We start from the raw sequence: 25,108 nt of genomic DNA on the forward strand, positions 1-25,108 counted from the left end.
AATTATGTGTGCTGATCAATTTTTGTGATAAATATAACTGCAGATAATAGTAAGGTACTTTGCGATAAAATTTGTAAAACTGCAGTTTAAATCCCTATTAAAATAAAGCTACGACTTATCTTATTTATCGTTTCCGTTATTATTTTTGGACTTCATTTTTTTGTGCTTTAGGACCTTTGCTTCAATATAGAAAATAAGTTCTTCGGCAATATTCTTGGTGAGATCTCCTACCCGTTCCAGCTTTCTGATGATAGAAAACAAATATAGATAATTTTGCGTCTGACTTATATCCGCTTCAATAAGTTCAGCCGTCGCCCCCGACACCTCTCGGTTAATTTTATTTAACGTCTTATCCAGCCGAAAAACTTTTCTGGCCAGATCGGTATCCTCAGTAATAAAGGCATTAAAAACATTACTCACCATCTCGTTAGCCGTATTATACATTTTGTCCAGCCGCATGGTTTCTAATGTATCCTCATCAATTTTACGACCAAAATCAGCAATATACTTGGCAATGCTGTTAGCGTGATCCCCGATGCGTTCCAGATCAGAATTTATCTTAAAAGCAGCCATTACAAAACGCAAATCTACAGCTACCGGGTTATAAAGCGCCAACAGGTTCTCACAATCCCGATCGATGGTAAGTTCAAGGCTATCCACCCTTTTCTCGTTGGCCATGATCTCGTGAGCCAACTCCTCATCAAAATCATCAAGCGCTTTTTGTCCCTTTTCGAGCTGATTTTTAACCAAAAACATCAGCTCCAAAACGTTATCTTTTAATAGCTTAAGTTCGCTGTCCAAGTGTTGTGGTGCCATTTTTACAGAATTTTAAATAGTTTACTTACTGATGAATTTTTATCCAAACCGTCCGGTAATATAGTTTTGCGTGCGATCTTTTTCCGGATTGGTAAATATTTTTTGGGTATCACCGTATTCAATCAATTTTCCCATATACAAGAACGCGGTATTATCACTTACGCGTGCCGCCTGCTGCATATTGTGAGTTACAATAACGATCGTGAATTCTTTTTTAAGCTCATGAATCAAATCTTCAATCTTACCTGATGAGATGGGATCAAGTGCCGAGGTAGGTTCGTCCATCAATAGTATCGACGGTTTTACAGCCAGTGCCCGGGCAATACAAAGCCGCTGCTGTTGTCCGCCCGAAAGGGCCAGCGCCTGTTTCTCCAGGTTTCCTTCAATCTCATTGTAAAGTGTTGCCTGCTTTAAGGATTCAACAACTCGGTTTTCAATATATTCTTCGTCCTTAATCCCTTGAATACGCAGACCATAAGCTACATTTTCATAAACTGATTTTGGAAACGGATTGGGTTTTTGAAAAACCATTCCCACCGTTTTACGTAGCTCTTCAACATTTATAGATGAATCATATATATCATTGCCATCCAATAATATACTTCCATTCATAAGAAATCCATCTATGTAATCATTCATACGGTTAAACAATCGCAAAAATGTTGACTTCCCGCATCCCGAAGGACCAATGAAAGCAGTGATGGATTGTTCTACAATATCCAAGCTGATATTTTCGATAGCCTGAAAATCATCATAGAAAACATCCACATTATTAGCCTGCAGCTTAAATGATTGATTCTTAGAATTAAGCTTCGGCTTGGTTTTCACTTGTGAAGTCTTCGGTTGGTTGCTTTTAGTTTGTGAATCCATTCTTAGTACTAACTGATTAATGAAAATTTTTGCCTACCACTGCATTTTATTTTGCCATTTATTACGAAAGTACACCGCTATCCCATTCATAATAAAGGTAATTCCTAACAGTACAATAATAGCTGCCGCCGCATTGATAACAAACTCTTCCTGTGGACGTGACACCCAATTATAAATTTGTACCGGCAATACTGTAAATTCATCCAGGGGACTTTGGGGAGCAAAAGGCACATATACCAAAGCTCCTACTACAATCAGAGGCGCCGTTTCTCCAATAGCCCGTGAAAGAGCCAGTATAACACCCGTTAGAATTCCCCCAAACGATGCCGGCAATACCTGATGCCATATCGTTTGCCATTTTGAGGCACCGAGCGCATTGGAAGCATCCCGAATAGAACTTGGAACTGCCTTAATGGCTTCTCGTGTAGAAACAATAATAATGGGTAATATCAACAGTGAAAGTGTTAAAGCACCAGCCAAAATACTATTCCCCATCTGCATCATCCTTACAAATACTCCCAATCCCAGCAGACCATAAATAATGGATGGCACACTGGCCAGATTGGAAATATTGATTTCAAGAAAAGAACTCCACCGGTTTTTCTTGCCATATTCTTCTAAATAAATTCCTGCCCCTACTCCCAGCGGAAAGGAGATTAATGTGGTAAAAACCATAATCCAAACCGTACCCATCCAGGCCGTATAGATACCTGAATTTTCGGCAAATCTTGATGGCAGTTCAACCATGAAATCCCAGCTGAGACGTTGAATACCCATATAGATGACAAAACCAATAAAAATAGCCAGGATTACAATTCCTATCACGCTGGCAAAGATCCCGAAGTATTTAAAAGCCTTGTCTTTTAACCTATTTATCTTTGCTCTATTCATATTTTTCCTGATACCTGTTTTTTATCCAAAAGCTGATGTTATTCAGAATGAATGTCACCACAAACAGGGTGATACCCGCCGCAAATATCGTTTTGTATGCAATAGTGCCCTGCGGAACATCTCCCGAACTTACTTTTACAATATAAGCGGTGATCGTTTCGATAGGCACAGTAGGATCAAATGTAAATACGGGCGTCTGTCCCGCAGCGATTGCTACAATCATGGTCTCCCCAATCGCCCGTGAAAGCGCTAATATTATGGAAACCATGATACCTGACGAGGCAGCGGGAACCATTACCCGAAAAGCTGTTTGAAATCGTGTTGAACCCATTCCGTATGACGCTTTTCGCAGCGAATCGGGGACAGCCGCCAACGCATCTTCGCTAAGTGAGGAGACAAATGGAATAATCATTATTCCCATCACAATACCTGGCGAAAGCGCATTAAATCCAGCCAAATCCGGTATGAACACTTTTAAAAAAGGAGTTACAATCATCAGAGCAAAAAAACCGTACACCACCGTAGGAACAACCGCCAAGACTTCCAGCAATGGCTTCAAAACCTTACGAAAGCGCTTGGGGGCGTATTCATTCAAATAGATTGCAATGGTAAGCCCAACGGGCAGTGCAACGGCAATGGCGATGAATGTGGTAAGCAGTGTTCCTGATACCAACGGCAGAATCCCATAGTTTTTATCTGCAAAAAGCGGGGTCCATTCGGTACCTGTCAGAAAATCGACAATAGATACTTCCCTGAAAAATCCGATCGCCTCAAACAATAGGACGGCAATAATACCAACAGTGGTCAGAATGGTTAGAAGAGCGCAGAAGGCCAGTACCTTCTCAATTATTTTCTCTTTAATATTCATGAAAGAGGATAATGGTAGTTTTCTCCACTTACCTATAATCATCCGGCAAGTGGAGAAAATAGGTTAGTTAATTAGCTTCTAACGTATCGAATGCAAAGCTGTGGAATGCGGATTTTTGCTCCTCATAATCCTCTTCGGGCATAGGCACATATCCCACATCCTTTGCCAGTTCACCGGCGTTATCAAAGTAAAATTCAACAAATTTTTGAACAGCAGAACGCTGTGCTGCCTTCTTGGTAACATAAATATAAAGTGATCGTGACAACGGTTTATATGAACCGTCTTTTACGGTTTCGAGAGAAGGTTCAACAACACCTTCCCCGGTATCAATACCTATGAGCTTCAGCTGATCAGCATTTTCTTCATAATAAGCCAATCCAAAATATCCGAGCGAATATTTATCTGACGAAATCCCTTGTACAGCTACGTTATAATCAGCCACCGCATTATAATCAGTCCGGCTGGCTCCCGATTCTCCATTTATTGTTTCGGTAAAAAAGTCATAGGTACCATGAGCAGTATTTGGACCATAAAGACGAATATCTTCATCCGGCCACCCTTCGCGTATATCACTCCACTGCTGCACCTCACTGTCGGCCTTCCAAATTTCATTAAGTTCTTCAGGGGTAAGTGTTTTAACCCAATCGTTATCAGGATGAGCAACGATTGAAATCCCATCTAATGCAATAGAAAATTGCTGATACTCAATGCCATTTTCTTCTGCCAACGCTTTTTCCTCTTCGGATATTTTCCGAGATGAGTTCGATATGTCAGTTTCTCCCCGTACAAACTTTTTGAAACCAGCACCTGATCCGGATGATCCTACCGAAACCCTGATATTCGGTTCTATCTTACGGAATTCCTCGGCTACGGCTTCGGTTATGGGATATACGGTACCGGATCCATCAATTTTTATTTCATTCTGAGATCCCCCTGAGCCACATGAATACAAGAAGACACCACTAAAAAGGAATAGTGCAAATATTTTTTTTACCATTATCTCAGTAATTTTGAATTGGTTGTTTCTATGTGATTAGTGTGCTGAAATTCGATGTATCAAGGTATTTTAAAAATCAGAGTCTTTTGTTAACTCAATGTTAATTCTTGAGTACCAATCCTTTCCCATTACTACAAATAAGCCTTTTGCTTTAATCGCATGATAAATTCCTGTGCTAATTTGGATTATCAAACCTCATATATTTTGTAAATCTGTATCCTCCCCTCTTTCTTGAAGTTATGCGTGAATATCGTAACTTATTATTTATCTTTTTTTAAGATTTGTATTAAACTTAATTCGAATTATTTCAATTTATGGATCAGGATACATCAAATAAATTAGCAGTCTTAATCGATGCTGATAACGCCCAACCTTCTATTGTGGAAGGTCTTTTGGCAGAGATAGCGAAGTATGGAACCGCCAACGTAAAGCGCATTTACGGCGACTGGACTTCCACAAAACTGCGCGGATGGAAAGATCATCTATTAGATCACTCTATCCAACCGATACAACAGTTTGGCTATACGACCGGTAAGAATGCTACTGACAGCGCCATGATTATCGATGCCATGGACCTGCTTTACACTGGCCAGTTTGATGGTTTTTGCATTGTCTCAAGCGACAGCGATTTTACTAAGTTAGCAGCCCGTATTCGTGAAGAGGGTTTATACGTTTATGGATTCGGAGAGCAAAAAACCCCGGACCCTTTTGTGGCGGCTTGTGACAAGTTTATCTATACGGAGGTACTGCGCAGCGAGGAAGAAGCGGACGAAGATTCCTCGATCCAACGTATGTCAACAAATGAGCTAAAGCAAGATACTAAGCTGGTCAATTTGACACGTAACGCCATAGAAGCCTCATCTGACGAAAGCGGCTGGGCACATCTCGGCCAGGTGGGCAGTTATATCGCCAAACAGTCCCCCGAATTTGATCCCCGAAATTACGGATACGGAAAACTGGGCAATCTCGTTAAAGCTATTGAACTGTTTGAGATTGAAGAACGCTCAACGGGCGAAGGACAATCAAAAGCTATTTATGTAAAAGATAAACGGAAATAGGACACTGGTTTTACTAATTATTATGAACTCAAATGATGTTACCTCAAGTAAAGTGAGTGACCATCGTTTTTATCCAACATCAAGCCATGTTTTCTCTCGGAGCTACGCTTGTTCGAAATGACATCCAAGTATCTAACGTAATCTCTTGTGACGATGCTCTGCGTCGTCCACTTTAGAACAGCTTTAGAGACCTACTTGTTTACCTATCTGATAACCCATTTAACATCCAAGTTGCGAAGGAGTTGTACTCCTGAGCAATCCAACCACCTGTTATTCAGGGGATTAACCCTCTCACAAGTTAAGGTCTAAGTTTTATCCATCAGATAGCCTACCTGCACGTAGCTTTTCATATTTGTACAATGCCCGCTTAAAAGTTTCGGCGAAGGCAGCCAACTACAGCTATACGATGGGGAAATTATTCAGATATGGATGTCTTCTTGATAAACTTGCGTGCGGCCCACTGGCTTCCCCAGAATCCCATAAATACAGCCAGCAATACCATCGCTCCAGAGAGATAATACCAACGACCGAATGGCCATTCCAAAATACCCAGTTCAGAAATATATTCAGGAAGTAAATAATGGAATGTAACAAACATCACCCCTACCGAGAGTAACCCGGCAATTAATCCCTGAATAATCCCCTCTACAACAAACGGGCGACGGATAAATCCATTGGTAGCTCCAACAAGTTTCATCGCTTTAATGAGGTCCCGCTTGGCGTAGATTGTCAGACGAATAGTATTAAATACCAGAATCATAGAAGCCAGCAAAATAAGAATACCCAATCCCCCGCCCATCATTGCCGCAGTCTCGAAATTAGCCTCTATTCGCTTCAACAGTTGCTGATTAAACCGTACTTCGTCTACCCCTCGATAAGATTGTATCTGATTAACCAGCGAATCAACCTGCGAAATCTGGGCATCGGGATCAATATTAAGTTTAAAAGAAGCGGGTAAAAATTTGAGATCTGCAAGTGAGCTTCCGGTAGAGCCAAACTCCTTTTCAAAAACAGCTGCCGCACTGTCTTTAGATATATAAGAAACCTCCTGAACAAGCTTCTCCTCTTTCAGCCGATCCGAAAGCTCATTCGTCGTCCGCTCATCCAAATCCATCAAAAACACTTCCACATCAATCGACTTTTTGAGAGATTGAGCCACCTCGTAACCGTTGTATCCCAAACGAGCCAGTAATCCCAACAGTAATACCGCAATAAACAATGAGAACATTGAGGTGAATGCAGCAAGTTTTGCTCGGCCGATTCCGGCCATACCTTCCTTAACGACGTAACCTAAACTCATCCTTTTCTTATTTTTTTAATTTCTAAAAAGTGCCCGCACGCTAAAAATAAACCGGCGCTGCGCCATGGGATACTGAGCAGTCTCAAAGTAGCCGAGTTGACTAACATCGTCAAGCACATTTTCCCATCGCAAAATAAACATAATCGAACGCACTCTTGCGGAAATATCCACATCCAGCCTGTTAAACCTCGGCAGCTGTTGATCAGCGCTCATTGGCTGCCAGTAATTTAGCTCGGGATTATAGTGATCAGGCTGATAACGAAACGGGGCCGCCATTCCTGAAACACCGGCCTTCACATAGGTTGCGCGATCAAACAGGTACCCCTTCCAATAGGCGCTTCCCTTAAGCCAAACCCGCTCCTGAGGCGACATCGGGATGGTGCCGGATGGAGATACATAACTATCTGCAAAACGATGAAATACAGCCGATCCCTCAAATTCGAAGTTTGTCAAATCCCATTCAAAAAAGGCGGTGGCGGATTGCGACGCATAATTATTTACATTGGTAAAAAGGCTGTCTGCCACCATAATGCCATCGGTCACCTCTTTGTGCTGCCCCCGAATTCCAATTTCTGTATCGGGATTAAAATGATAGCTCAGTGTTCCACGAATGTCCTGTACCTTTTCATTTTCGAGATCTGAGTTTCCTTTAAACTGGTCTGAATCCCAATACAGCTGTTGCGGTGTCGGCATAATAGTTCCTGACGATGCCCCCACCGTTACGCTAAAATCACCAATGGGAATTTTACCCTCGGCATTCATTTGATACGACTGAAATCCATCTGATCGCATCTGCAGTTCAGCATCTCCCATTAAATCGATAAGCGGTACAAAATCTATTACTATACTCCCGTCGGCTTTTGCAGTTGCCCAATTTTCAGCAGGCAAAGTGTTGTTCTCCGGCGTTTGATTGAATGAATATTCGGCCTTCGCCCCGGTCTCCAAATGCAGGCCTCCCCACTGCCACCATTTGCGGGCGTTGGCTCCTACTGACTTCAAACTATAACCCGTACTATCACTCGTAGATGTCATTAGTCGCTCATCGCTTCTTTGGAAAAGACCTGCCCTGAAATTGTCTTCTGTTTGTGTGCTGTCGGGATTACGCTGATAATAATTTAAAGTCAGTATATTATTCTTTTGCTCTGTTGTAGCCGAAGATTGAACGGGCGAAGCTGAATATCGATCAAAATTAAAGGCCAACATATTGTTCATGCTGTAACCAAAAGGCTGACCGATATCATAATTGTTCGTGATATAGTTGAGCTTCAGGTATTTGTTTTGGTCTAAATGATGACTGGCCTTTAGATAAATTTGGCGCCCAGTAATTTCAGAGTTCTTGTATTCTCCGCCGGAGCGCCGATCCCAGTAACTCAACTCTATATTCGTTCGCTGCGATAAATTATGGCTGATTTCAAATTCCAGGTTGCGATAGTTAAACTGACTTTCACTGTATATAAGCCTTGAAAGTGGCTTGTTTATGTAATATTGGTGATGGTAAAATCTTGACTCGTGCACCGTGCCCAAATCATCAGTATAAAAATCGGCAATTTTATTTTGAGGAATCAGCTCCCAGTTGACAATTCCGGATACCGGATCATTTAACGAAATATCCTCCCAGTACAGTTGCTGGTGACGCGGCTCGTGAGCATTTCGCTGTACGGCATTTGAACGGATGTTTGTCCCCAGCCGATAGCTGATAACACCCGGCTCTCGATTGAGTTTATAGGTCCAATCCGACCAATATTGCCATCGCAACGTGCTGTCGGTTGCCGTACGCTCAGCTCCCAGTGGCGCATGAAACTCCCAGGGATTCACTTTAAAAAGTTCCTTTTTCTTTTCTCCCCTGGCAGATTGAACAGTCGTATCTTGAAACGCAGTTAAACTCAATGAAAAACGAAAAAGCGTGTCTGTTGCCCCAGTATTTAACGAAGTGATATCAACAGCTACGTCCGGCAACTCCGGCGGATATAGAAAGAGCGTATCCGTTGTAGCAGAATCGAGGGCTACAGAATCGACTGTGGTTGAGTCAACCTGTGCAAGAGCCGCAGACTGACAAGCCGCAAACATTAGTAAAAGCAAGTATGTAATGCGTAATAATTTCAAGCCGGATATTTTTTGAGTCCGTATGGCATTTCTGCAATTCCCAGAATCGATCGTCTAACAATTTCTAAGGCAACGGCTGCCGAACGCTCTTTATTGATAAGGCGATCATTCGTAAAGCGAGCTTTCAGCGCAAAATGTTCATCCCGGCTCCAGAATCCAATCCAAACCGTACCCACTGGTTTTTCTTCAGTTCCCCCGCCCGGACCAGCAATCCCCGTTGTTGATACGCCGATGTCAGCTCCAAAATTATTTGCAACGCCCTTGGCCATTTGCAGCGCTACCGGTTTACTTACGGCACCATGGCCATTCAGATCATCCGGCAAAACCCCAAGCTGATTTTCTTTAACCTTATTTGCATACGCAATAAGGCCGCCCATCATATAGCGACTACTACCGGGGATGTCCGTGATCGCATTTGCCAGGTAACCGCCAGTACAACTTTCGGCAACACTTAATGATAAATCACGCTCGGCCAATAATTCTCCGACCGCTTTCGCCAGGTTGAGATCTTTACCTTCTCCGATAATATATGTTTCGGCCTTCCTTTTGATGTGATTTCGAACAAGATCTATTCGCTCATCAATTTCTTTATTCGAGCTGCCGTATGCACTAATTCTTATTTTGGTCCCCTGTGGACTCGGAAGATAGGCTACGCTTACGCCTTCAGGCAATATATTATCCAGTCGGCCAATCACTTCATCGCTGAGCGTACTTTCACCAATCCCAGCAGTGGTAATGTAGTACGAACGTCGAAATTCCGTGTCGCCATTAATAGCCTTCACTTTAGCCATTACCTTTTCGTTCATCAGGTGTTTCATCTCGTGTGGCACCCCCGGCAACACCGCCAGCTTAACCGATCCGCGATCAAACCACATGCCCGGGGCCGTACCCTGCGTATTAAATAGCACTTCGCAACAATCCGGCACCTCGGCTTGATGGTAATTGGACTTGCTAAAAGGGATATTACGCTTCTTAAATACCTTTTTGATAAACTCCAGCACCGAATCTTCGAGCACCAGTTCGCAATCAAAAATCTCGGTCACTGCTCGTTTTGTTATATCGTCGTGGGTGGGACCAAGTCCGCCGGTCGTTATAATAAGATCCGTTGATGACAAAGCTTCTGATAAAATCTCCTTCATCGTATCCAAATCATCGCCGATGGTATAAATATGGGTCACATCGATCCCCGCTTCGGTAAGCAAATCAGCCAACCAGCTGGCATTGGTGTTCACCGTATCACCAATAAGTAATTCATTTCCAATGGATATAACGCGGCACTGCATGTAGCATCGATATTTAATATTCAGCAAAAATAGTTGATCAAAATATCAAACTCTGGCAGCTTTTCGAAGCTATTTATTGAACTACAAAAAACATTTAATTCTCTTTAACAATTACTATCTTTGGGTCGTGAGTCAAATACCTAACATATTAAGTACTATCCGTATTATCCTGGCTCCCATCTTCTTAATCCTGTATGTGCAGGATGAAGTGGTATGGCGTGCCCTGAGCGTGGGGATTTTTGCCGTGGCAGTGGTTACCGATTTTTTTGACGGATACATCGCCCGTATGTACAGCGCCGAAACAGAATACGGGGTGTTTTTAGATCCCCTGGCCGACAAGTTTTTAACCTTTGCAGGTTTTATCTGTTTGCCCTTTATTGATCCCGCGCAATTCCCATGGTGGGCTATTGCTGTTGTCGTTTTCAGGGATATTTTAGTCACAGGAATGCGTATCCTGGCCGATTATCGTAATATCACAATGGATACCCGCCTGACAGCCAAGGCAAAAACCCTGAGCCAGATGTTTTTTCTTTATTTAGTACTTTTAGTCGGGGTTTTTATCGAAACCGATGTATGGCTCAGCAGCTACTGTATACAACTCCTTCAATCTGGAATTTTAGGCTGGCTGATGATGCTTATTGTAGCCATAACCGTTTACTCGGGAATAGAATACATTTTTATCAACAGAACAATATTTTCAAAACAGAAAAATGGCAAAACTGAAACCGATACTCGGTAGTTTCTTTAACGCCGGTTTTTTACCAAACGCCCCGGGAACATGGGGCAGCTTTTTTGCACTTTTCCCTATCTACTTTGTGGGATTATATAGCCCGTGGTACGGGATGGTCTTATTAGCAATACTATTTTCCTATATCACCGTCTGGGTATCCGAGGAGTGCGAAAAAGAATGGGGAGGCGACCCCTCTCCACTGGTAATGGATGAATTTGCCGGACAGGCCGTAACGTTCATTGCTATTCCCTTTAGCGGAATTCTTTCACAAGATCTGCTTTTGCTACTCGTTGGATTTATCTTCTTTCGGTTTTTTGATATACAAAAACCGCTTGGCGTTAATAAATTGCAGGAAATTCCCGGTGGGTGGGGAATTCTTGTTGATGACCTGCTGGCCGGGGTATACGCCCTGATATGTATGCAGGGACTTTTATATATTTTGGATATTATTTAACAATATGCTAATCAATCAGTAACTACATTTTTATTATTATTGACGTTGATCAGCACATGAACTATTAAATTGTTGTATATGATTATTGATCAAACATTCTCAAAAGAAATTGCACTCGACTTACTGGATATCAATGCAGTTATCCTCCGCCCCAACGACCCGTTTACATGGTCATCGGGTTGGAATTCACCTATCTATTGTGATAACCGCCTGACGATGCGATACCCTAAAATACGCAAGAAGATCGCCAAGAATTTTGTAGAATTTATTGCTAAGGAATATCCCAATACTGATGTTATTACGGGTACGGCCACAGCCGGTATTCCCCATGCTGCCTGGGTGGCCGAAAATATGGACAAACCCCTCTCGTACGTTCGCGCCAAAGCCAAAGCATACGGACTTGGAAACCAGATTGAGGGCGGCATCCAGAAAGGAGAAACAACAGTTGTAGTTGAGGATTTGATTTCTACCGGCGGTTCCGCTATTTCGGTAGTTGAAGCCCTTCAATTTATTGGCGCAGAAATAGAAGCCGTACTGAGTATTTTTACCTATGGGTTCGATAAAGCCAACAAGCGCTTTGACAAAGCGGGGGTCCCCATATTTACGCTCACTGATTATACTACGCTTATCGATGTAGCCAGTGAAAACGATTATGTGAATAAATCGGATCTCGAAACACTGGCCGAATGGCGCAAAACGCCTGATACCTGGCCTAATTAGGTTGGTTAAAGTTTGTAGGTTGAAAGTTGCAGGTTGTGGTTTTTGGGATGTTTAGCGGTACATCGTAAAATCGAATAATTGTCCTTTAGATTCATATCCAACTTTTAAACATTCAACTTGCAACTTCAAATCTTTCATAAAGAGCGAAACTCTCCTTATATTCATCAGTCTAAATAATCAGGAATAAAACATTGTCCACAGTGGATCTACGCAATTTTTACATTGAGACTTACGGCTGCCAGATGAACGTCTCTGATACAGAGATCGTCAACTCCATTTTGATGGAGGAAGGCATGCAACCGGTCAACGAGCCCGAAGAGGCCGAAGTTATTTTTATCAACACTTGTTCCATTCGTGAAAATGCCGAAGAACGCGTCTGGAATCGCCTTAAGGAATTTAAAGCACTCAAAAGAGAACGAAAGGATCGTGATATGACGGTAGGTGTGCTGGGCTGTATGGCTGAGCGTATCCGCGAGCAGATCATGGAAAAAGAAGAACTTGTTGATCTCGTTGTGGGACCTGATGCCTATCGTGATCTGCCCAAGTTACTTTCTGATGTTGATGATGGACAAAAGGCTGCAAACACTATTCTTTCACTCGAAGAAACATATGCCGACATCAAACCGGTGCGTCGTAATGACAACGGTGTTAGCGCATTTGTTACCATCATGCGGGGCTGCGACAATATGTGTGCGTTTTGTGTAGTACCATTTACCCGTGGACGTGAGCGAAGCCGAACGGCCGAAAGTATTATCGAAGAACTGCAAGAGCTCAGCGATCAGGGCTATAAAGAAGTTACCCTGCTGGGCCAAAATGTAAATTCTTATGATGACGGGGAACATTCATTTGCCGACCTGATGTATAAAGCCAGTCAGGTTGATCCGGAGATGCGTATTCGTTTCTCTTCTCCCCATCCCAAAGATTTCCCTGAAGAGCTGCTGGAAATCATTGCCGAGCAACCGAATCTCTGCAATTATATTCACATTCCTGCGCAATCGGGTAACAATGAGGTACTGGAACGCATGCGACGCCCCTATACCCGTGAGCAGTATTTAGAACTCGTTGAAAAGATGCGAGAGATCATTCCCGGTGTTACACTTTCGACTGATATTATTACCGGTTTCTGTGGCGAAACAGAAGAAGAACATGAGGATACGATGTCACTGATGGCTAAAGTGAAGTATGATCTGGCCTATATGTTCGCCTATTCCGAACGGGGACGTACGCTGGCACAGCGAAAATACGAAGACGATGTGCCGGAAGACGTAAAAAAACGTCGTCTTTCTGAGATCATTGAACAGCAGATGAATATACAGGAAGAACTCAACAAGAAAGAAATTGGGCGTCGCCACCTGGTACTCGTTGAAGGCACCAGCAAGCGGTCTGATGAGCAGCTGTGCGGACGTACCGATACCAATAAAATGGTTGTCTTTGATCGCGAAGAACATATCGAAAAAGGCGATTACGTTGAAGTAACAATCACCGATTGTACTTCTGCTACCTTGATGGGAGATCTCATCAAAAAAAGTAGCATTCAGGAGTATAGCCGGGAAACAGTTGCTGCATAGTTTTCTTGACCGAACCACTTTCAATTAACCGGGTCACATAGGTAGCATTACATAAACCCTGAGAAACACTTGTAAAGCTGCTCCCGTTATAATAATTACTGCTGAATCTTTATGTATCTAAAGCAGTAATTATTACCTTATACTTATATAAAACAGTTTTAACACAAATTTTTTTAACCGAGCTTCTCCCCTATGGATCGTGAAGCATTTCAAGAACGATTTGGACTTATTGGAGAATCTGCCGCGCTCAAGCAGGTTGTTGACAAAGTTATACAGGTGGCAGATACCGATATTACGGTGCTTTTGGAAGGCGAAAGCGGTGTAGGTAAAGATGTAACAGCCAAAGCCATCCACGAAATAAGCCATCGCAGCAAGAACAACATGGTGATCGTCAACTGCGGTGCCATCCCGGAAGGTATTATTGAAAGCGAACTTTTTGGACACGAAAGAGGAGCCTTTACTGGGGCCCACGAAGCGCGCGAAGGATATTTTGAGAAAGCCGACGGAGGCACTATTTTTCTGGATGAAATTGGCGATACCCCTCCTAACATCCAGGTAAAACTGCTTCGGGTGCTCGAAACGGGGGAATACTTTCGGGTAGGATCAAGTGATGTCCGGAAAACTGATGTTCGGGTGTTAGCTGCTACCAATAAAGATTTATGGCAGCTGGTTCAGGACGATGATTTTCGCGAGGATCTGTATTACCGGCTTGATACCGTAAAAGTTAAACTTCCTCCGCTCCGCGAGCGTCCCGATGACATCATCCCTATTTTCAGGAAGTTTGTTACTGAATTTTCAGCCAAATATGATTCTGTGTTCAAGGGGTTTTCTGATGATGCCAAAGAACTTTTGATTTCGTATCGCTGGCCGGGTAATGTTCGAGAACTCCGCAATGTTGCGGAGCAACTGGTAGTGCTCGAAAAATCTCAGTTTATCGATACCGAAAAGCTTCAGAAATATCTCAAGGGGCGACAACACGAAGGCTCGGCCGATAATCTGCCTGTACTTGCTGACCAGAATTCCCAAGGGGGCTCAAACGGAGCGTTCGGGAATGACGATCAACGACTTATTTACCGGGCTCTTGTTGAGCTGCAAAGCGATATCGGGGATTTAAAAAAGATGTTGGGGACCTTCCTCTATTCAACATTTTCGCAAAAAAACATGAAGGCCCTTCCCCAAAATATCCAGGATGAGTTTAGCCAGAGTAATATGTCTGACGTGGATATGGATGTCGATATCGGTAACGCTGCCGATGAGGAAATCGGCGGTGTAGAATCATTCGCTGAAGCCGATATTTCGGAAGAGGAATCCGATGATGACAATATCTTTTATCAATTTTTTAATGAGGATGAAGTTCCATCTATAGAAAAAGCAGAGCAGTTTCTAATTGAACAAGCACTCAGAAAGTTCGACGGCAATAGACGGAAGGCATCCGAAGCACTGGGCGTTAGTGAACGAACTCTTTATCGCAAGTTGGACCAATATGATCTGCAATAAAAAAAAGGGAATACTTGCTATACTGCTTATTGCTTTTGTCCTGAGCGGTTGCTTTCGATACAGCTTTACAGGTACTTCGATCCCCGATGATGTAAACTCCATTTATATCCCTTTCTTTGCCGATCAATCCTCGGGCGGTGTTGGAAATTTAAGTGATCACCTTAATACGGCCCTCGTTGACCGATTTATCAATCAAACAAGACTACAGCTTTCTAATTCCCGTACTGACGCCGATGCCGTTTTAGAAGGATCCATCGTCAATTATGCCAATGAACCGTTTAGTGTAACCGGCGAAGGGCAAAGCAGTTTAAATGAAGTGTCTATATCGGTACGGGCAACCTTTCAATATACCGATAAAGAGCAGGCCGAGTGGAGCAGTACTTTCAGCGGATCAGAAACATACGATACCAACGAAAACCCTATCGAAGGAGAAACAAACGCAGCTACCGCAGCACTCAGTCAAGTAGCCGACAACATGTTTAACGATGCGGTAAGTGGTTGGTAGTATTGAATAATATTTTGATGGGCAGCACAAATCTATTTATATAATAAGCGTAAAAAATTGGCCGGGAATCAGTAAAAATTAACAGATGCCTCAGTTACCGTTTAAAATTCCAAAATCGTTGGCTTCTTACGCCGAACATTTTGATAAGGAGCCGATCGAAGCTACCAAACGATTAAAAAAGCAACTCAAAAAACGCGGCCCCGATGCCGTGGGGCATTTTCTGCTCGCATGGTTTTATCACCTGGAGGATATGGATGACCAAGCTGTTGATGAAGCTCTCAAAGCCCGTATTTTTGCGCCCGGCAGCCCCTTTTTTGAGAAGCTGCATTATTATCTGAGCCATCCCAATACGCTTGAAGCCTGGACCCCCGAATCTGAAATGGGATCCTCTCAAAAAAGTACCCAGTCGATCGATGAACCCGGACCTGTTTTAAATCTGGATTCACTGATCCAAAAGCTTTCTTCGGTTGAATCAAAACGGATACGTCCCGACCAGAAAGAAGGATCCAAGGACCAAAAGAAAAAGAAGGTCTCGGCAGATAGTGTTGATGATATTGTATCTAAGACACTTGCAGAAATACACGAAAAACAGGGCAAGCTGGATGCTGCCATTCATACCTATGAACGACTTAAAGAATTGAGACCACAGAAAAGAGAAGAGTATCAGGACGAGATTATTCGACTCAAAGCCTTAAAGGAGCAAAACAACAGCGAAGAAGAGTAATTCCCTGCCTACCCCTTTACAAAAGGATTAGCCTTCTTTTCATGACCGACCGTTGTCTGTTCTCCGTGACCGGGATATACTATCGTATCATCAGGTAGCGAATATAACTGCTCCTGAATGGATTGTTCCAGCACCTTGAAATCTCCTTTATACAGATCAGTACGACCTATGCCCTCTCTAAAAAGTGCATCCCCCGCAATCACAATCCCATCAGATTTACTGTAGAGAGATATATGATCGGGCGCATGTCCCGGTGTGTATTGCACATCAAAAGAAAAATTACCAATGGTCCACTCATTGCTAACCGGCAAAACATCGGGATCAAAAGCAAAGCCATCGGACTGAAATCCAAACATAGCTGCTTGGGAACTAAAGTTATTCCATAAGTACCGATCTTTGTCGCTCAAATATACAGGAATATCAAAGTCATCAACAACCTTTTGTAATCCCAGCACATGATCTACATGAGCGTGCGTTAAAACAACAGCAATCAAATCTATATTCTGATTATCAATCTGTCTTTTCACTTTTTGATATTCCGGATCATCAAAGAAACCCGGATCGATAATCAAAGCTTGCCCTTCTTCGATAAGCAGATAAGTGTTTTCAGCGAACGGACCGACAGTATATTGATTAACCTGCATAAATAACTCTGTAATAATCAAAATTAGCAATCTCAGAAAATGACTCTTCAGCTATGTTATAAGCAAGGGTCATTCTGAACTTGTTTCAGAATGACACGAAGCTATAATTTAAATTAAAAACCTACCTGACGATTGGTTTCGCCATCAAGCGGGTCAGTCATACATCTAAACAAAAAAGGGATGCATCTCCTTACGAAATGCATCCCCAGATTCCTTAGCCTTCCAAAAAATGTTAGTCGTCTTGTTTTCCGTAACGCTTCTTAAAGCGATCGATACGACCAGCTTTCTTCTGGAAGTTCATATTGCCGGTATAGAAAGGATGATTTTTAGAATCAACCTCGCTGCGATACACACCGTCTTTGGTATCTATCGTGCTACGAGTTTTAAATTCCGTACCATCGCTCATTACAACCGTAATCTCTTCGTACTCTGGGTGAATTCCGTCTTTCATGGGATCTTTAAATTTCTTTATTGCTTAATTCGGTCGGTAAATATAAGGGCTTAGGAGCCTACTTGCAATCTAAATCATTACTCAAAATCCTCGAAATCGTCCAGATCATCGATAGAACCGAGCATACTTCCCAGCATATCGGAATAGCTGCGAGCATCATCTAAATCCTCTTTACCTACCATTGAATGTTGATGAAGGGCCTCAACAACAAAATCCATAACTACATATTGATCGTTATCTTCATCAAGCAACGAATTTTTCGCTACTAATGATGAGAGTCCGTCAACGTCATTAAGCAGTTTTTCATACTCCTCTTGACTCATTTCGTCACTGATATTCAAAGTATTACCATCAGCAAACCAATCAAGCACCGGTTGATATATATTTTCGTCACTTTTCTTTTGCTCGGCGGGATCGGGAAAATACTGAGCAAAGGTTTTCTTTATCCCCTGTCCAATAAGATGTTTTGCAACATTTGTAGCTCCCTCCTGTTCGCCTTCGTACACCAGCTCCAACTTGCCGGTTAGTGCAGGAACAATATGAAACAGATCTGTGATGCGAGCCACCGTATCCGATTCATTATTCACAAGCGCCCGACGTTCAGCAGCAGAGATGAGCTGCTCCATCGCTGTAATGGTCATCCGGGTAGAAACACCACTCTTTTGATCGATGTACTCTGATTCTCTGGCTTCAAAAGCAATCTGCTCCAGCAGCTCCTTAATTACCGGTGGAATCGTCACCTCCACAGCCCCATCGCGCGAAATCCAGGCTTCCTGCTGGGTTATTTTCATTCCCGTTTCCAACTCTTTGGGATAGTGCGTTAAAATTTGTGAATCGATACGATCTTTCAGCGGTGTAATAATACTTCCCCGGTTCGTATAATCCTCCGGGTTGGCAGAGAACACCATCAGCACGTCCAACGGAATGCGAATATTAAAGCCGCGAATCTGAATATCACGCTCCTGCATAATATTCAACAAAGCCACCTGAATACGTGGCTGCAGATCGGGCAGTTCGTTTATGGCAAAAACCCCTCTATTTGTACGTGGAATCAACCCGAAGTTTATCACATTCTCATCGGCCAGCGTAAGCTTTTTAGCTGCCGCCTTAATGGGATCAATATCTCCAATAAGATCAGCCACAGCCGTATCAGGCGTTGCCAGCTTTTCACCATACCGCTCACTTCGGTGCACCCATTGGATAGGAGTATCATCCCCCTTTTCTTCTACTAATTCTCTCGCGTGTTTTGATACGGGATTAAACGGATCATCATTAATTTCCGATCCCGCAATAACAGGCATATACTCATCCAGAAAAGAGCTCAGCTGACGCAGTATTTTGGTCTTTGCTTGTCCCCGCAAGCCCAACAATATAATATCGTGCTTAGCCAGCAAGGCATGCTGCAGCTGGGGAATCACCGATTTATCGTATCCCATGATGTCGGGAAAAAGTGTTTCACCAGACTTTATCTTCTCAATTACATTTTGTCGTAATTCCTCTTTAACTGGAATGGATTCCCAACCTGACTCCTTTAATGCGCCTAATGTGTGAACAGTATTTTTCAGCTTTTCCATTGATCTCATAAATAGTTTTTGCAATTCAGAATAATTAATAACCCATTCACAAGCAGAATCATTTCATTTCAACGACATAGAATATCATTTGTGTATACATACGTTGCTAAAACAAACAGCTCAACTATAGTATAAAAAAAATTCCGAAAGCAGTATGTATTTACTTGAATCTCTCCTCATAAATTGTTAGATATCAGGTGTGATGAAAGCGCTTACATACCCAACAGCGATCTAAATTTTTTAACACTCAATGTAAGCGCTTTCATCCACAAGAAAAGTAATGATCAACGCATTCTATTTTACTAAAAAAATGTTCAGACATACCCACAATAATCTAAACCAACCTCTATGATACCACTCAAAAAGATACTCATTACGTCATGTCTGGTACTGGGACTCTCGTTCCCGGGATTAGCACAGACTTCCGTATCGGGAACGGTAACGGACGCTCAAAGCGGAGAAACACTGCCGGGCGTTAATATTACTGTTAAAAACATGCCCGAACGCGGAACTGCTACCAATGCAAACGGAACCTATAATTTAAATGTACCCTCGTTGCAAGATACGTTGGTATTTTCTTTCGTAGGCTTCGTTAAACAAGAAGTTCCCATTAATGGACGCACAACAATCGATGTATCGCTCTCTCCCGATGTGCAACAACTTGAAGATGTAGTTGTAATCGGTTATGGAACGCAGCAGAGAGAAGATCAAACTGGCTCTATAACTTCTGTAAGTACAGAAGATTTTAATGAAGGTGCTATCACCTCTGCCCAAGAGTTGTTCCAAGGCAAGGCTTCGGGAGTTTCCGTCACCTCAGGAGACGGTGCACCCGGTAGCGGAGCTACTATCCGTATTCGCGGCGGTTCTTCCCTATCAGCCAGTAATGACCCATTATACGTAATAGATGGTGTACCGCTCGACGGTGGAGGCGTCGCAGGAATGAGAAACCCACTCAATACAATTAACCCGAATGACATTGAGTCAATCACTATCTTAAAAGATGCCTCTGCAACCGCAATATATGGTTCTCGAGCCTCCAACGGTGTAGTACTTATCGAAACAAAGACTGCCGAACAGGGGCAGGATTTACAAGTTAGCTATACAGGTAAAGCTTCCTATCAAACAATCCCTAAAATGTTAGATGTTTACTCGGCTGATGAATTCAAAAACATTATAGGGCAACAACACGGACAGAATGCTGTTGACTTACTTGGAGACTCAAATACTAAGTGGCAAGACCAAATCTATAATCCGGCCTTCAGTCAAGATCAAAATTTAAGCTTAGCGGGATCCACTGGATTCCTCCCATACAGAGTTTCATTAGGTTTTAGTGGCAATTCAGGTATTCTCAAGACTTCTGATATGGAACGTCTAACAGGGTCCGTAACACTTAACCCTTCCTTTTTTGATGACAATCTGGAAGTCAACCTAAATCTTAAGGGTATGCGTGTTGACAACTTCTTTGCCAACAGAGGTGCTATCGGTTCAGCCGTTTACTTCGATCCTACACAACCAGTTATGGTAGGAAATGAAGATGATCCGTGGGGCGGTTACTATACTTGGACAAATTCACAGGGAAATCCTATCCCAATTGCACCAGCAAATCCTGTAGCAATGCTTGAACAACAAAATGATATTTCTACGATTTACAGGTCTATCGGCAAGCTAAAACTGGACTATACTCCAGACTTTTTTTCCAATATAACTGCTACTCTAAATCTTGGCTATGACTATTCTGATACAGGAGAAGGCCAAGTAAGAGTACAGGAAAATGCAGCTTTCCAATATGATGGTAGTGGAATAGGTGGACTGTGGACTGATTATAATCAGCGAAAAGAAAATGAACTCTTAGATTTTTATGTCAAATATCAAAATGACTTTCCTTCAATTGAGAGTTCAATCGATTTCACAGCTGGATATTCGTGGGAGCATCATTTAGAGGAGAGTTCCAATTATTCCACCAACCGACTAAGACAAGACACAACCGTAGTTTATTCAGATACTGATTTCGCTACTGAAAATTATCTACTTTCTACCTTTGGGAGGTTAAATTACAGCTACAGAGATAAGTATCTTCTTACTGGTACCATCCGCTATGACGGAACTTCACGCTTTTCAGAAGACAATCGATGGGGGCTTTTCCCTTCTCTTGCTTTGGCATGGAAAGTCCATGAAGAACCGTTTCTTTCAGAGTTTGAAAAACTAAGTCAACTCAAGTTTCGAGTTGGATATGGTGTAACTGGGCAACAACGTATTAATCAAGGTGACTATCCTTATTTGGGAACATATACTCAAAGCCAGCCAAATGCAGCTTACTTATTCGGTGATGAGTATATCCAAACATTGAGACCTGAAGGATATAATCAAAACCTTAAGTGGGAAGAAACGACCACATATAATATTGGTTTAGATTATGGATTATACGATGGTAGACTTAGTGGTACAGTGGAAGGTTACTATCGTAAGACTACAGACCTTTTAAATCTTGTCACTCCACCTGCTGGTACTAACCTTACTAACAGTATACTTTCCAATATTGGATCTCTTGAAGTTAAAGGCCTTGAGTTTAATATAACAGGCATTCCACTATCTACTAAAGATTCCTATTGGGAGGTTAGCTTTAATGCTACTCACAGTGTTAATGAGATTACAAAATTAACTACTGGTAGTAACCCAGATTATCTTGGTGTAAGGCACGGTGGTATTTCCTTAGGTAATACTATCCAAGTTCATAGTGTCGGACATCCCCGAAGTTCATTCTTTGTTTATGAGCAAGTATATAATGAGAATGGAGAACCAATCGAGGGAGTGTATGTGGACCAAAACAATGATGGCGTTATTAATAGTAGTGATCTATACCGTCATAAAAATCCTGATCCAGATGTAAGTTTTGGGTTCTCATCTCGATATGAATATAAAAATTGGGATGCATCCTTCTCTGCTCGTGCAGAAATTGGGAATTATGTATTCAACAATGTTGCTGCAGGAGCCTCATATATAGGATTATACAACTCTACTGGGTATCTAAGTAATACTAGTACTCAACTCGAAAATACTGAGTTTTGGAGTTCTCGTTTCTTATCTGATCATTTTGTTGAAAATGCATCCTTCCTCCGTATGGATAACATCACAGTAGGATATACATTCAGCCAGCTGCCAGACATTGTAAAATCATTGCGTCTTGCAGCAACAGTTCAAAATGCTTTTGTAATCACAAATTATGATGGACTTGATCCAGAGATATTTGGGGGAATTGATAGTAATATCTATCCACGCCCACGAACATTTGTTCTGAGTGCAAGTCTCAATTTCTAATCGGAATTTCTTAAATGGTGAAGATTATGTTTAATATAAAAAACCAAATTCTATCAATACTTGTATTCACCTCTTTGATGGCTTTTATGTCATCATGTACAGGTGACTTAAGTACTACGCCGTTGGATAATGATGTACAAACTTCGGTATCAGTTTATGAAACCCAAGGAGACTATGAGCAAGTATTAGCAAAATTGTATGCTGGCCTTGCTCTCACTGGTCAGTCAGGAGGTTCAGGAGCTCCTGACATTCAAAGTGATGACGAGGGGTTTTCAAACTATATGCGACAATTATTTGCAGCACAAGTCGTGTCTACCGATGAGGTGGTTGTGGCTTGGGATAATCCAAACTTTCAACCCTACAATTTTCAAAGCTGGAGTGCTTCAAACAGCTTTGTGTTCATGATGTACAGTCGTGTATATTATGAGATTGCACTTGCCAATGAATTTATTCGCAATGCTAAAGGTAATAATGATCCAACCATTCAAACTTATAATGCCGAAGCACGGTTTTTAAGGGCCTTAAGTTATTGGCATGCACTTGACCTATATGGTGGTGGAGTACCTTTCGTAACTGAAAATGACGGTGTAGGAGCTTACAATCCTCCTTCAATTAGCAGTGATTCCTTATTTAATTATATCGAAAATGAATTACTTGCTATTGAAGATCAACTTTCAGCACCTGGTCAAGGTGAATATGGTCGTGCTAATCGTGCAGCAGCATGGACTCTCCTTACTAAGCTTTACTTAAATGCTGAAGTATATATTGGCGAACCCCACTACACTGAGGCTATTACTTATGCCAAGCGGGTCATTGACCAAGGTGGATACCAATTGGAAGATAATTACCAAGATTTATTCTTGGCAGACAACCATACTGCAAATGGTATAATTTTCGCGGTTCCTAGTGACGGTGAAAACATGCAATCATACGGTAATACTAACTACATTATACATGCTTCAGTAGGCGGTAATATGAGTGCAAGTAACTTCGGAATTGATGGCCCTTGGGCTGGCAATCGGGTTACTCCAGAATTTGTTAATAAGTTTGATCTGGATAATGATTCAAGAGCTATGTTCTTTACAGATGGTCAAACTTTGGATATCGAAGATCCTATTAACTTTCAGCATGGATATGCTGTAACCAAATGGCAGAATATAACTTCTAATGGCGAACCTGGTAGTCGCCCTGCATTTGTAGACACTGACTTTCCCATGTTCCGATTGGCGGATGTCTATCTCATGTATGCAGAAGCCATCGAAAGAGGTGGGCAAGGTGGTGATAATAGCGAAGCATTAAGCTTGGTTAATGATATCAGAGAAAGAGCTTATGGTGACGCTTCAGGAAATATTACATCTTCAGAGCTCGACCTCGAGTTTTTAATTAATGAGCGAGCTAGAGAACTCTATTGGGAAAATCACCGGAGAACAGACCTTATTAGATTCGGAATGTTTACTGGTTCTGACTATATCTGGTCCTGGAAAGGTGAACAAAAAGATGGTACCGCTACAGATGCAATATACAACCTCTACCCAATCCCATCTTCTGATATAAATGCAAATCCAAATTTAACACAGAATCCGGGTTACTAAATTAATACACAATTCGAATTTTAAAGGACTAAGACAATGAAGAATTTAACTATAATACTATCGATACTCGGTTTGTTCACCTTTGTATCCTGTGACAAAGGTGAATTGGGGCCAGTAGCAAATACAACTGATCCAGGGTCTCCCTCTATTACTGCCCCAGAATCTGGACAAAGTTATACGTTGCTGGAAGACAATGCAGCTGATACTCTTATGACAATGGAGTGGACAGCACCTGATTATGGAGTTTCAACTGTTACGACCTATGCTATTCAGTTGGATACTACGCAAGGTGGGAACTTTGCTAATCCAATGCAATTAGCTACCACTAATCAAACGAGCTGGTCAATAACTGTTCAAAACATGAACATAACACTTCTTGGGGCAAACTTGCCAGCGGACCAAGAAACTAGCCTAGATCTTCGAGTTGTAGCAACAATCGCTGACTCAGTAGAGGAGCAAGTATCCGAACCTATATCCCTTGGGTTCACTCCCTACTCACTATGTCAGTTCTGTCCTGCCATTTATGTGCCAGGAGGCTATCAATCGGGAAGTGGATATGGTAGCGACTGGACACCCGGAGATGCACCTGCTTTGGGCAGTGTGAGTGGAGGTGACATCTACGAAGGCTATGTCTATTTCAGTTCTGGAGCCGGATTCAAGCTAACAGGTACAAATACAGGTTGGGACAGCAACTGGGGAACACCAGATAATAGCGGTACCCTTGAGTTTGATGGAGGCAATATCAGCATCGGTCAGGCTGGCTACTATCAAATCTATGCGGATATTCCTAATCTCTCGTATTCACTTGTTAGAACAGAATGGGGAATTATTGGTACAGCTACTGCTGATGACTGGAATTCAGATCAGGATATGACTTTTGACTCAAGTTCAAAAACATGGTCTATAACAACAGATCTAACTTCAGGTGCTCTTAAATTTAGAGCAAATGATGCTTGGGATATCAATTATGGCCCTGCCAATGCTGACGCTCTTCAGGGAGATCTAATCCAAACTGACGGTGCTATAAATATACCAGAAGCTGGTAACTATACCATCGAGATAGATCTAAATGGCACTAATTACACCTATACAGTAACACAGAACTAATAAATAAATTGGGCTCATCTACGATTAGAGAAATAGGTGGG

At 42.2% G+C, this 25,108-nt stretch carries 22 protein-coding genes; 11 read left to right on the top strand and 11 right to left on the bottom strand.

What is annotated here, in order from left to right; translation table 11 throughout:
- Positions 1-120 precede the first annotated feature (120 nt).
- The 5 genes from phoU to CK503_RS00635 form a co-directional block, all read right to left on the bottom strand.
- On the bottom strand, positions 121-816 hold the full coding sequence (gene phoU / locus CK503_RS00615; RefSeq protein ID WP_095604847.1) for a phosphate signaling complex protein PhoU: 696 nt from the start codon (positions 814-816) through the stop codon (positions 121-123).
- A 39-nt stretch (positions 817-855) separates the two neighbouring features.
- The gene (gene pstB / locus CK503_RS00620; protein WP_095604848.1) at positions 856-1,686 is read right to left on the bottom strand and encodes a phosphate ABC transporter ATP-binding protein PstB; all 831 of its coding nucleotides are present in this window, start codon (positions 1,684-1,686) and stop codon (positions 856-858) included.
- A gap of 33 nt (positions 1,687-1,719) precedes the next feature.
- On the bottom strand, positions 1,720-2,577 hold the full coding sequence (gene pstA / locus CK503_RS00625) for a phosphate ABC transporter permease PstA (protein WP_095604849.1): 858 nt from the start codon (positions 2,575-2,577) through the stop codon (positions 1,720-1,722).
- Complete coding sequence (gene pstC, locus CK503_RS00630; RefSeq protein WP_095604850.1) at positions 2,570-3,445, bottom strand: phosphate ABC transporter permease subunit PstC; 876 nt, start codon at positions 3,443-3,445, stop codon at positions 2,570-2,572. Before pstC ends, pstA begins: the two co-directional genes overlap by 8 nt.
- Positions 3,446-3,512: 67 nt before the next feature.
- Positions 3,513-4,442: a PstS family phosphate ABC transporter substrate-binding protein gene (locus tag CK503_RS00635; protein ID WP_095604851.1), complete on the bottom strand. Its 930-nt coding sequence runs from the start codon at positions 4,440-4,442 to the stop codon at positions 3,513-3,515.
- Between the two features lie 314 nt (positions 4,443-4,756).
- On the opposite strand from CK503_RS00635, the gene CK503_RS00640 reads away from it, so the two are divergent.
- On the top strand, positions 4,757-5,500 hold the full coding sequence (locus CK503_RS00640; protein WP_095604852.1) for an NYN domain-containing protein: 744 nt from the start codon (positions 4,757-4,759) through the stop codon (positions 5,498-5,500).
- A 415-nt stretch (positions 5,501-5,915) separates the two neighbouring features.
- On the opposite strand, the gene CK503_RS00645 is transcribed toward CK503_RS00640, so the two are convergent.
- The 3 genes from CK503_RS00645 to CK503_RS00655 are packed head-to-tail and all read right to left on the bottom strand — an operon-like array spanning position 5,916 to position 10,186.
- Positions 5,916-6,800: a cell division protein FtsX gene (locus CK503_RS00645; protein WP_095604853.1), complete on the bottom strand. Its 885-nt coding sequence runs from the start codon at positions 6,798-6,800 to the stop codon at positions 5,916-5,918.
- Between the two features lie 15 nt (positions 6,801-6,815).
- Positions 6,816-8,903, bottom strand: a complete 2,088-nt coding sequence (locus CK503_RS00650) for a putative porin (protein ID WP_141239845.1) — start codon at positions 8,901-8,903, stop codon at positions 6,816-6,818.
- On the bottom strand, positions 8,900-10,186 hold the full coding sequence (locus CK503_RS00655) for a competence/damage-inducible protein A (RefSeq protein ID WP_095604855.1): 1,287 nt from the start codon (positions 10,184-10,186) through the stop codon (positions 8,900-8,902). Before CK503_RS00655 ends, CK503_RS00650 begins: the two co-directional genes overlap by 4 nt.
- Positions 10,187-10,313: 127 nt before the next feature.
- Here CK503_RS00655 and CK503_RS00660 point away from each other — a divergent pair, with 127 nt between their 5' ends.
- The 7 genes from CK503_RS00660 (at position 10,314) to CK503_RS00690 (ending at position 16,384) form a co-directional block, all read left to right on the top strand.
- Positions 10,314-10,925, top strand: a complete 612-nt coding sequence (locus CK503_RS00660; protein WP_255233295.1) for a CDP-alcohol phosphatidyltransferase family protein — start codon at positions 10,314-10,316, stop codon at positions 10,923-10,925.
- Positions 10,897-11,370, top strand: a complete 474-nt coding sequence (locus CK503_RS00665) for a phosphatidylglycerophosphatase A family protein (RefSeq protein ID WP_095605167.1) — start codon at positions 10,897-10,899, stop codon at positions 11,368-11,370. Before CK503_RS00660 ends, CK503_RS00665 begins: the two co-directional genes overlap by 29 nt.
- Before the next feature lie 78 nt (positions 11,371-11,448).
- Positions 11,449-12,090, top strand: coding sequence for an orotate phosphoribosyltransferase (gene pyrE / locus CK503_RS00670; protein ID WP_095604856.1), 642 nt, complete (start codon positions 11,449-11,451; stop codon positions 12,088-12,090).
- Positions 12,091-12,290: 200 nt separating this feature from the next.
- Entirely contained in the window at positions 12,291-13,658 is a 1,368-nt protein-coding gene (gene miaB / locus CK503_RS00675) for a tRNA (N6-isopentenyl adenosine(37)-C2)-methylthiotransferase MiaB (RefSeq protein WP_255233296.1), read from the top strand.
- 192 nt (positions 13,659-13,850) lie between these two features.
- Positions 13,851-15,155, top strand: coding sequence for a sigma-54 interaction domain-containing protein (locus tag CK503_RS00680; protein WP_095604857.1), 1,305 nt, complete (start codon positions 13,851-13,853; stop codon positions 15,153-15,155).
- Entirely contained in the window at positions 15,142-15,660 is a 519-nt protein-coding gene (lptE, locus tag CK503_RS00685; RefSeq protein WP_095604858.1) for an LPS assembly lipoprotein LptE, read from the top strand. Before CK503_RS00680 ends, lptE begins: the two co-directional genes overlap by 14 nt.
- A gap of 85 nt (positions 15,661-15,745) precedes the next feature.
- Entirely contained in the window at positions 15,746-16,384 is a 639-nt protein-coding gene (locus CK503_RS00690; protein WP_095604859.1) for a tetratricopeptide repeat protein, read from the top strand.
- Between the two features lie 8 nt (positions 16,385-16,392).
- On the opposite strand, the gene CK503_RS00695 is transcribed toward CK503_RS00690, so the two are convergent.
- From CK503_RS00695 to CK503_RS00705, 3 genes are all read right to left on the bottom strand, one after another.
- Positions 16,393-17,028 (bottom strand): MBL fold metallo-hydrolase, encoded by a 636-nt coding sequence (locus CK503_RS00695; RefSeq protein WP_095604860.1) that lies wholly within the window; start codon positions 17,026-17,028, stop codon positions 16,393-16,395.
- A 232-nt stretch (positions 17,029-17,260) separates the two neighbouring features.
- Positions 17,261-17,479, bottom strand: coding sequence for a 50S ribosomal protein L31 (gene rpmE / locus CK503_RS00700; protein WP_095604861.1), 219 nt, complete (start codon positions 17,477-17,479; stop codon positions 17,261-17,263).
- Positions 17,480-17,556: 77 nt separating this feature from the next.
- Positions 17,557-19,053, bottom strand: coding sequence for a sigma 54-interacting transcriptional regulator (locus CK503_RS00705; protein ID WP_095604862.1), 1,497 nt, complete (start codon positions 19,051-19,053; stop codon positions 17,557-17,559).
- Positions 19,054-19,401: 348 nt separating this feature from the next.
- Here CK503_RS00705 and CK503_RS00710 point away from each other — a divergent pair, with 348 nt between their 5' ends.
- The 3 genes from CK503_RS00710 to CK503_RS00720 are packed head-to-tail and all read left to right on the top strand — an operon-like array spanning position 19,402 to position 25,067.
- The gene (locus tag CK503_RS00710; RefSeq protein ID WP_095604863.1) at positions 19,402-22,368 is read left to right on the top strand and encodes a SusC/RagA family TonB-linked outer membrane protein; all 2,967 of its coding nucleotides are present in this window, start codon (positions 19,402-19,404) and stop codon (positions 22,366-22,368) included.
- A gap of 26 nt (positions 22,369-22,394) precedes the next feature.
- A complete protein-coding gene (locus CK503_RS00715; RefSeq protein WP_217988288.1) occupies positions 22,395-23,960 on the top strand; it encodes a RagB/SusD family nutrient uptake outer membrane protein in 1,566 nt (521 codons plus the stop codon).
- A gap of 36 nt (positions 23,961-23,996) precedes the next feature.
- Entirely contained in the window at positions 23,997-25,067 is a 1,071-nt protein-coding gene (locus CK503_RS00720; protein WP_095604865.1) for a SusE domain-containing protein, read from the top strand.
- The last annotated feature ends 41 nt before the right edge of the window (positions 25,068-25,108 follow it).

Origin of the sequence: Fodinibius salipaludis (assembly GCF_002287075.1) — a bacterium.
In the GTDB taxonomy this organism is placed as follows: domain Bacteria; phylum Bacteroidota; class Rhodothermia; order Balneolales; family Balneolaceae; genus Fodinibius; species Fodinibius salipaludis.

Coding starts and splice junctions, on each gene's coding strand:
- phoU (WP_095604847.1), bottom strand. CDS start 816: ATGGCACCACAACACTTGGACAGCGAACTTAAGCTATTAAAAGATAAC.
- pstB (WP_095604848.1), bottom strand. CDS start 1,686: ATGGATTCACAAACTAAAAGCAACCAACCGAAGACTTCACAAGTGAAA.
- pstA (WP_095604849.1), bottom strand. CDS start 2,577: ATGAATAGAGCAAAGATAAATAGGTTAAAAGACAAGGCTTTTAAATAC.
- pstC (WP_095604850.1), bottom strand. CDS start 3,445: ATGAATATTAAAGAGAAAATAATTGAGAAGGTACTGGCCTTCTGCGCT.
- CK503_RS00635 (WP_095604851.1), bottom strand. CDS start 4,442: ATGGTAAAAAAAATATTTGCACTATTCCTTTTTAGTGGTGTCTTCTTG.
- CK503_RS00640 (WP_095604852.1), top strand. CDS start 4,757: ATGGATCAGGATACATCAAATAAATTAGCAGTCTTAATCGATGCTGAT.
- CK503_RS00645 (WP_095604853.1), bottom strand. CDS start 6,800: ATGAGTTTAGGTTACGTCGTTAAGGAAGGTATGGCCGGAATCGGCCGA.
- CK503_RS00655 (WP_095604855.1), bottom strand. CDS start 10,186: ATGCAGTGCCGCGTTATATCCATTGGAAATGAATTACTTATTGGTGAT.
- CK503_RS00665 (WP_095605167.1), top strand. CDS start 10,897: ATGGCAAAACTGAAACCGATACTCGGTAGTTTCTTTAACGCCGGTTTT.
- pyrE (WP_095604856.1), top strand. CDS start 11,449: ATGATTATTGATCAAACATTCTCAAAAGAAATTGCACTCGACTTACTG.
- CK503_RS00680 (WP_095604857.1), top strand. CDS start 13,851: ATGGATCGTGAAGCATTTCAAGAACGATTTGGACTTATTGGAGAATCT.
- lptE (WP_095604858.1), top strand. CDS start 15,142: ATGATCTGCAATAAAAAAAAGGGAATACTTGCTATACTGCTTATTGCT.
- CK503_RS00690 (WP_095604859.1), top strand. CDS start 15,746: ATGCCTCAGTTACCGTTTAAAATTCCAAAATCGTTGGCTTCTTACGCC.
- CK503_RS00695 (WP_095604860.1), bottom strand. CDS start 17,028: ATGCAGGTTAATCAATATACTGTCGGTCCGTTCGCTGAAAACACTTAT.
- rpmE (WP_095604861.1), bottom strand. CDS start 17,479: ATGAAAGACGGAATTCACCCAGAGTACGAAGAGATTACGGTTGTAATG.
- CK503_RS00705 (WP_095604862.1), bottom strand. CDS start 19,053: ATGGAAAAGCTGAAAAATACTGTTCACACATTAGGCGCATTAAAGGAG.
- CK503_RS00710 (WP_095604863.1), top strand. CDS start 19,402: ATGATACCACTCAAAAAGATACTCATTACGTCATGTCTGGTACTGGGA.
- CK503_RS00715 (WP_217988288.1), top strand. CDS start 22,395: ATGTTTAATATAAAAAACCAAATTCTATCAATACTTGTATTCACCTCT.
- CK503_RS00720 (WP_095604865.1), top strand. CDS start 23,997: ATGAAGAATTTAACTATAATACTATCGATACTCGGTTTGTTCACCTTT.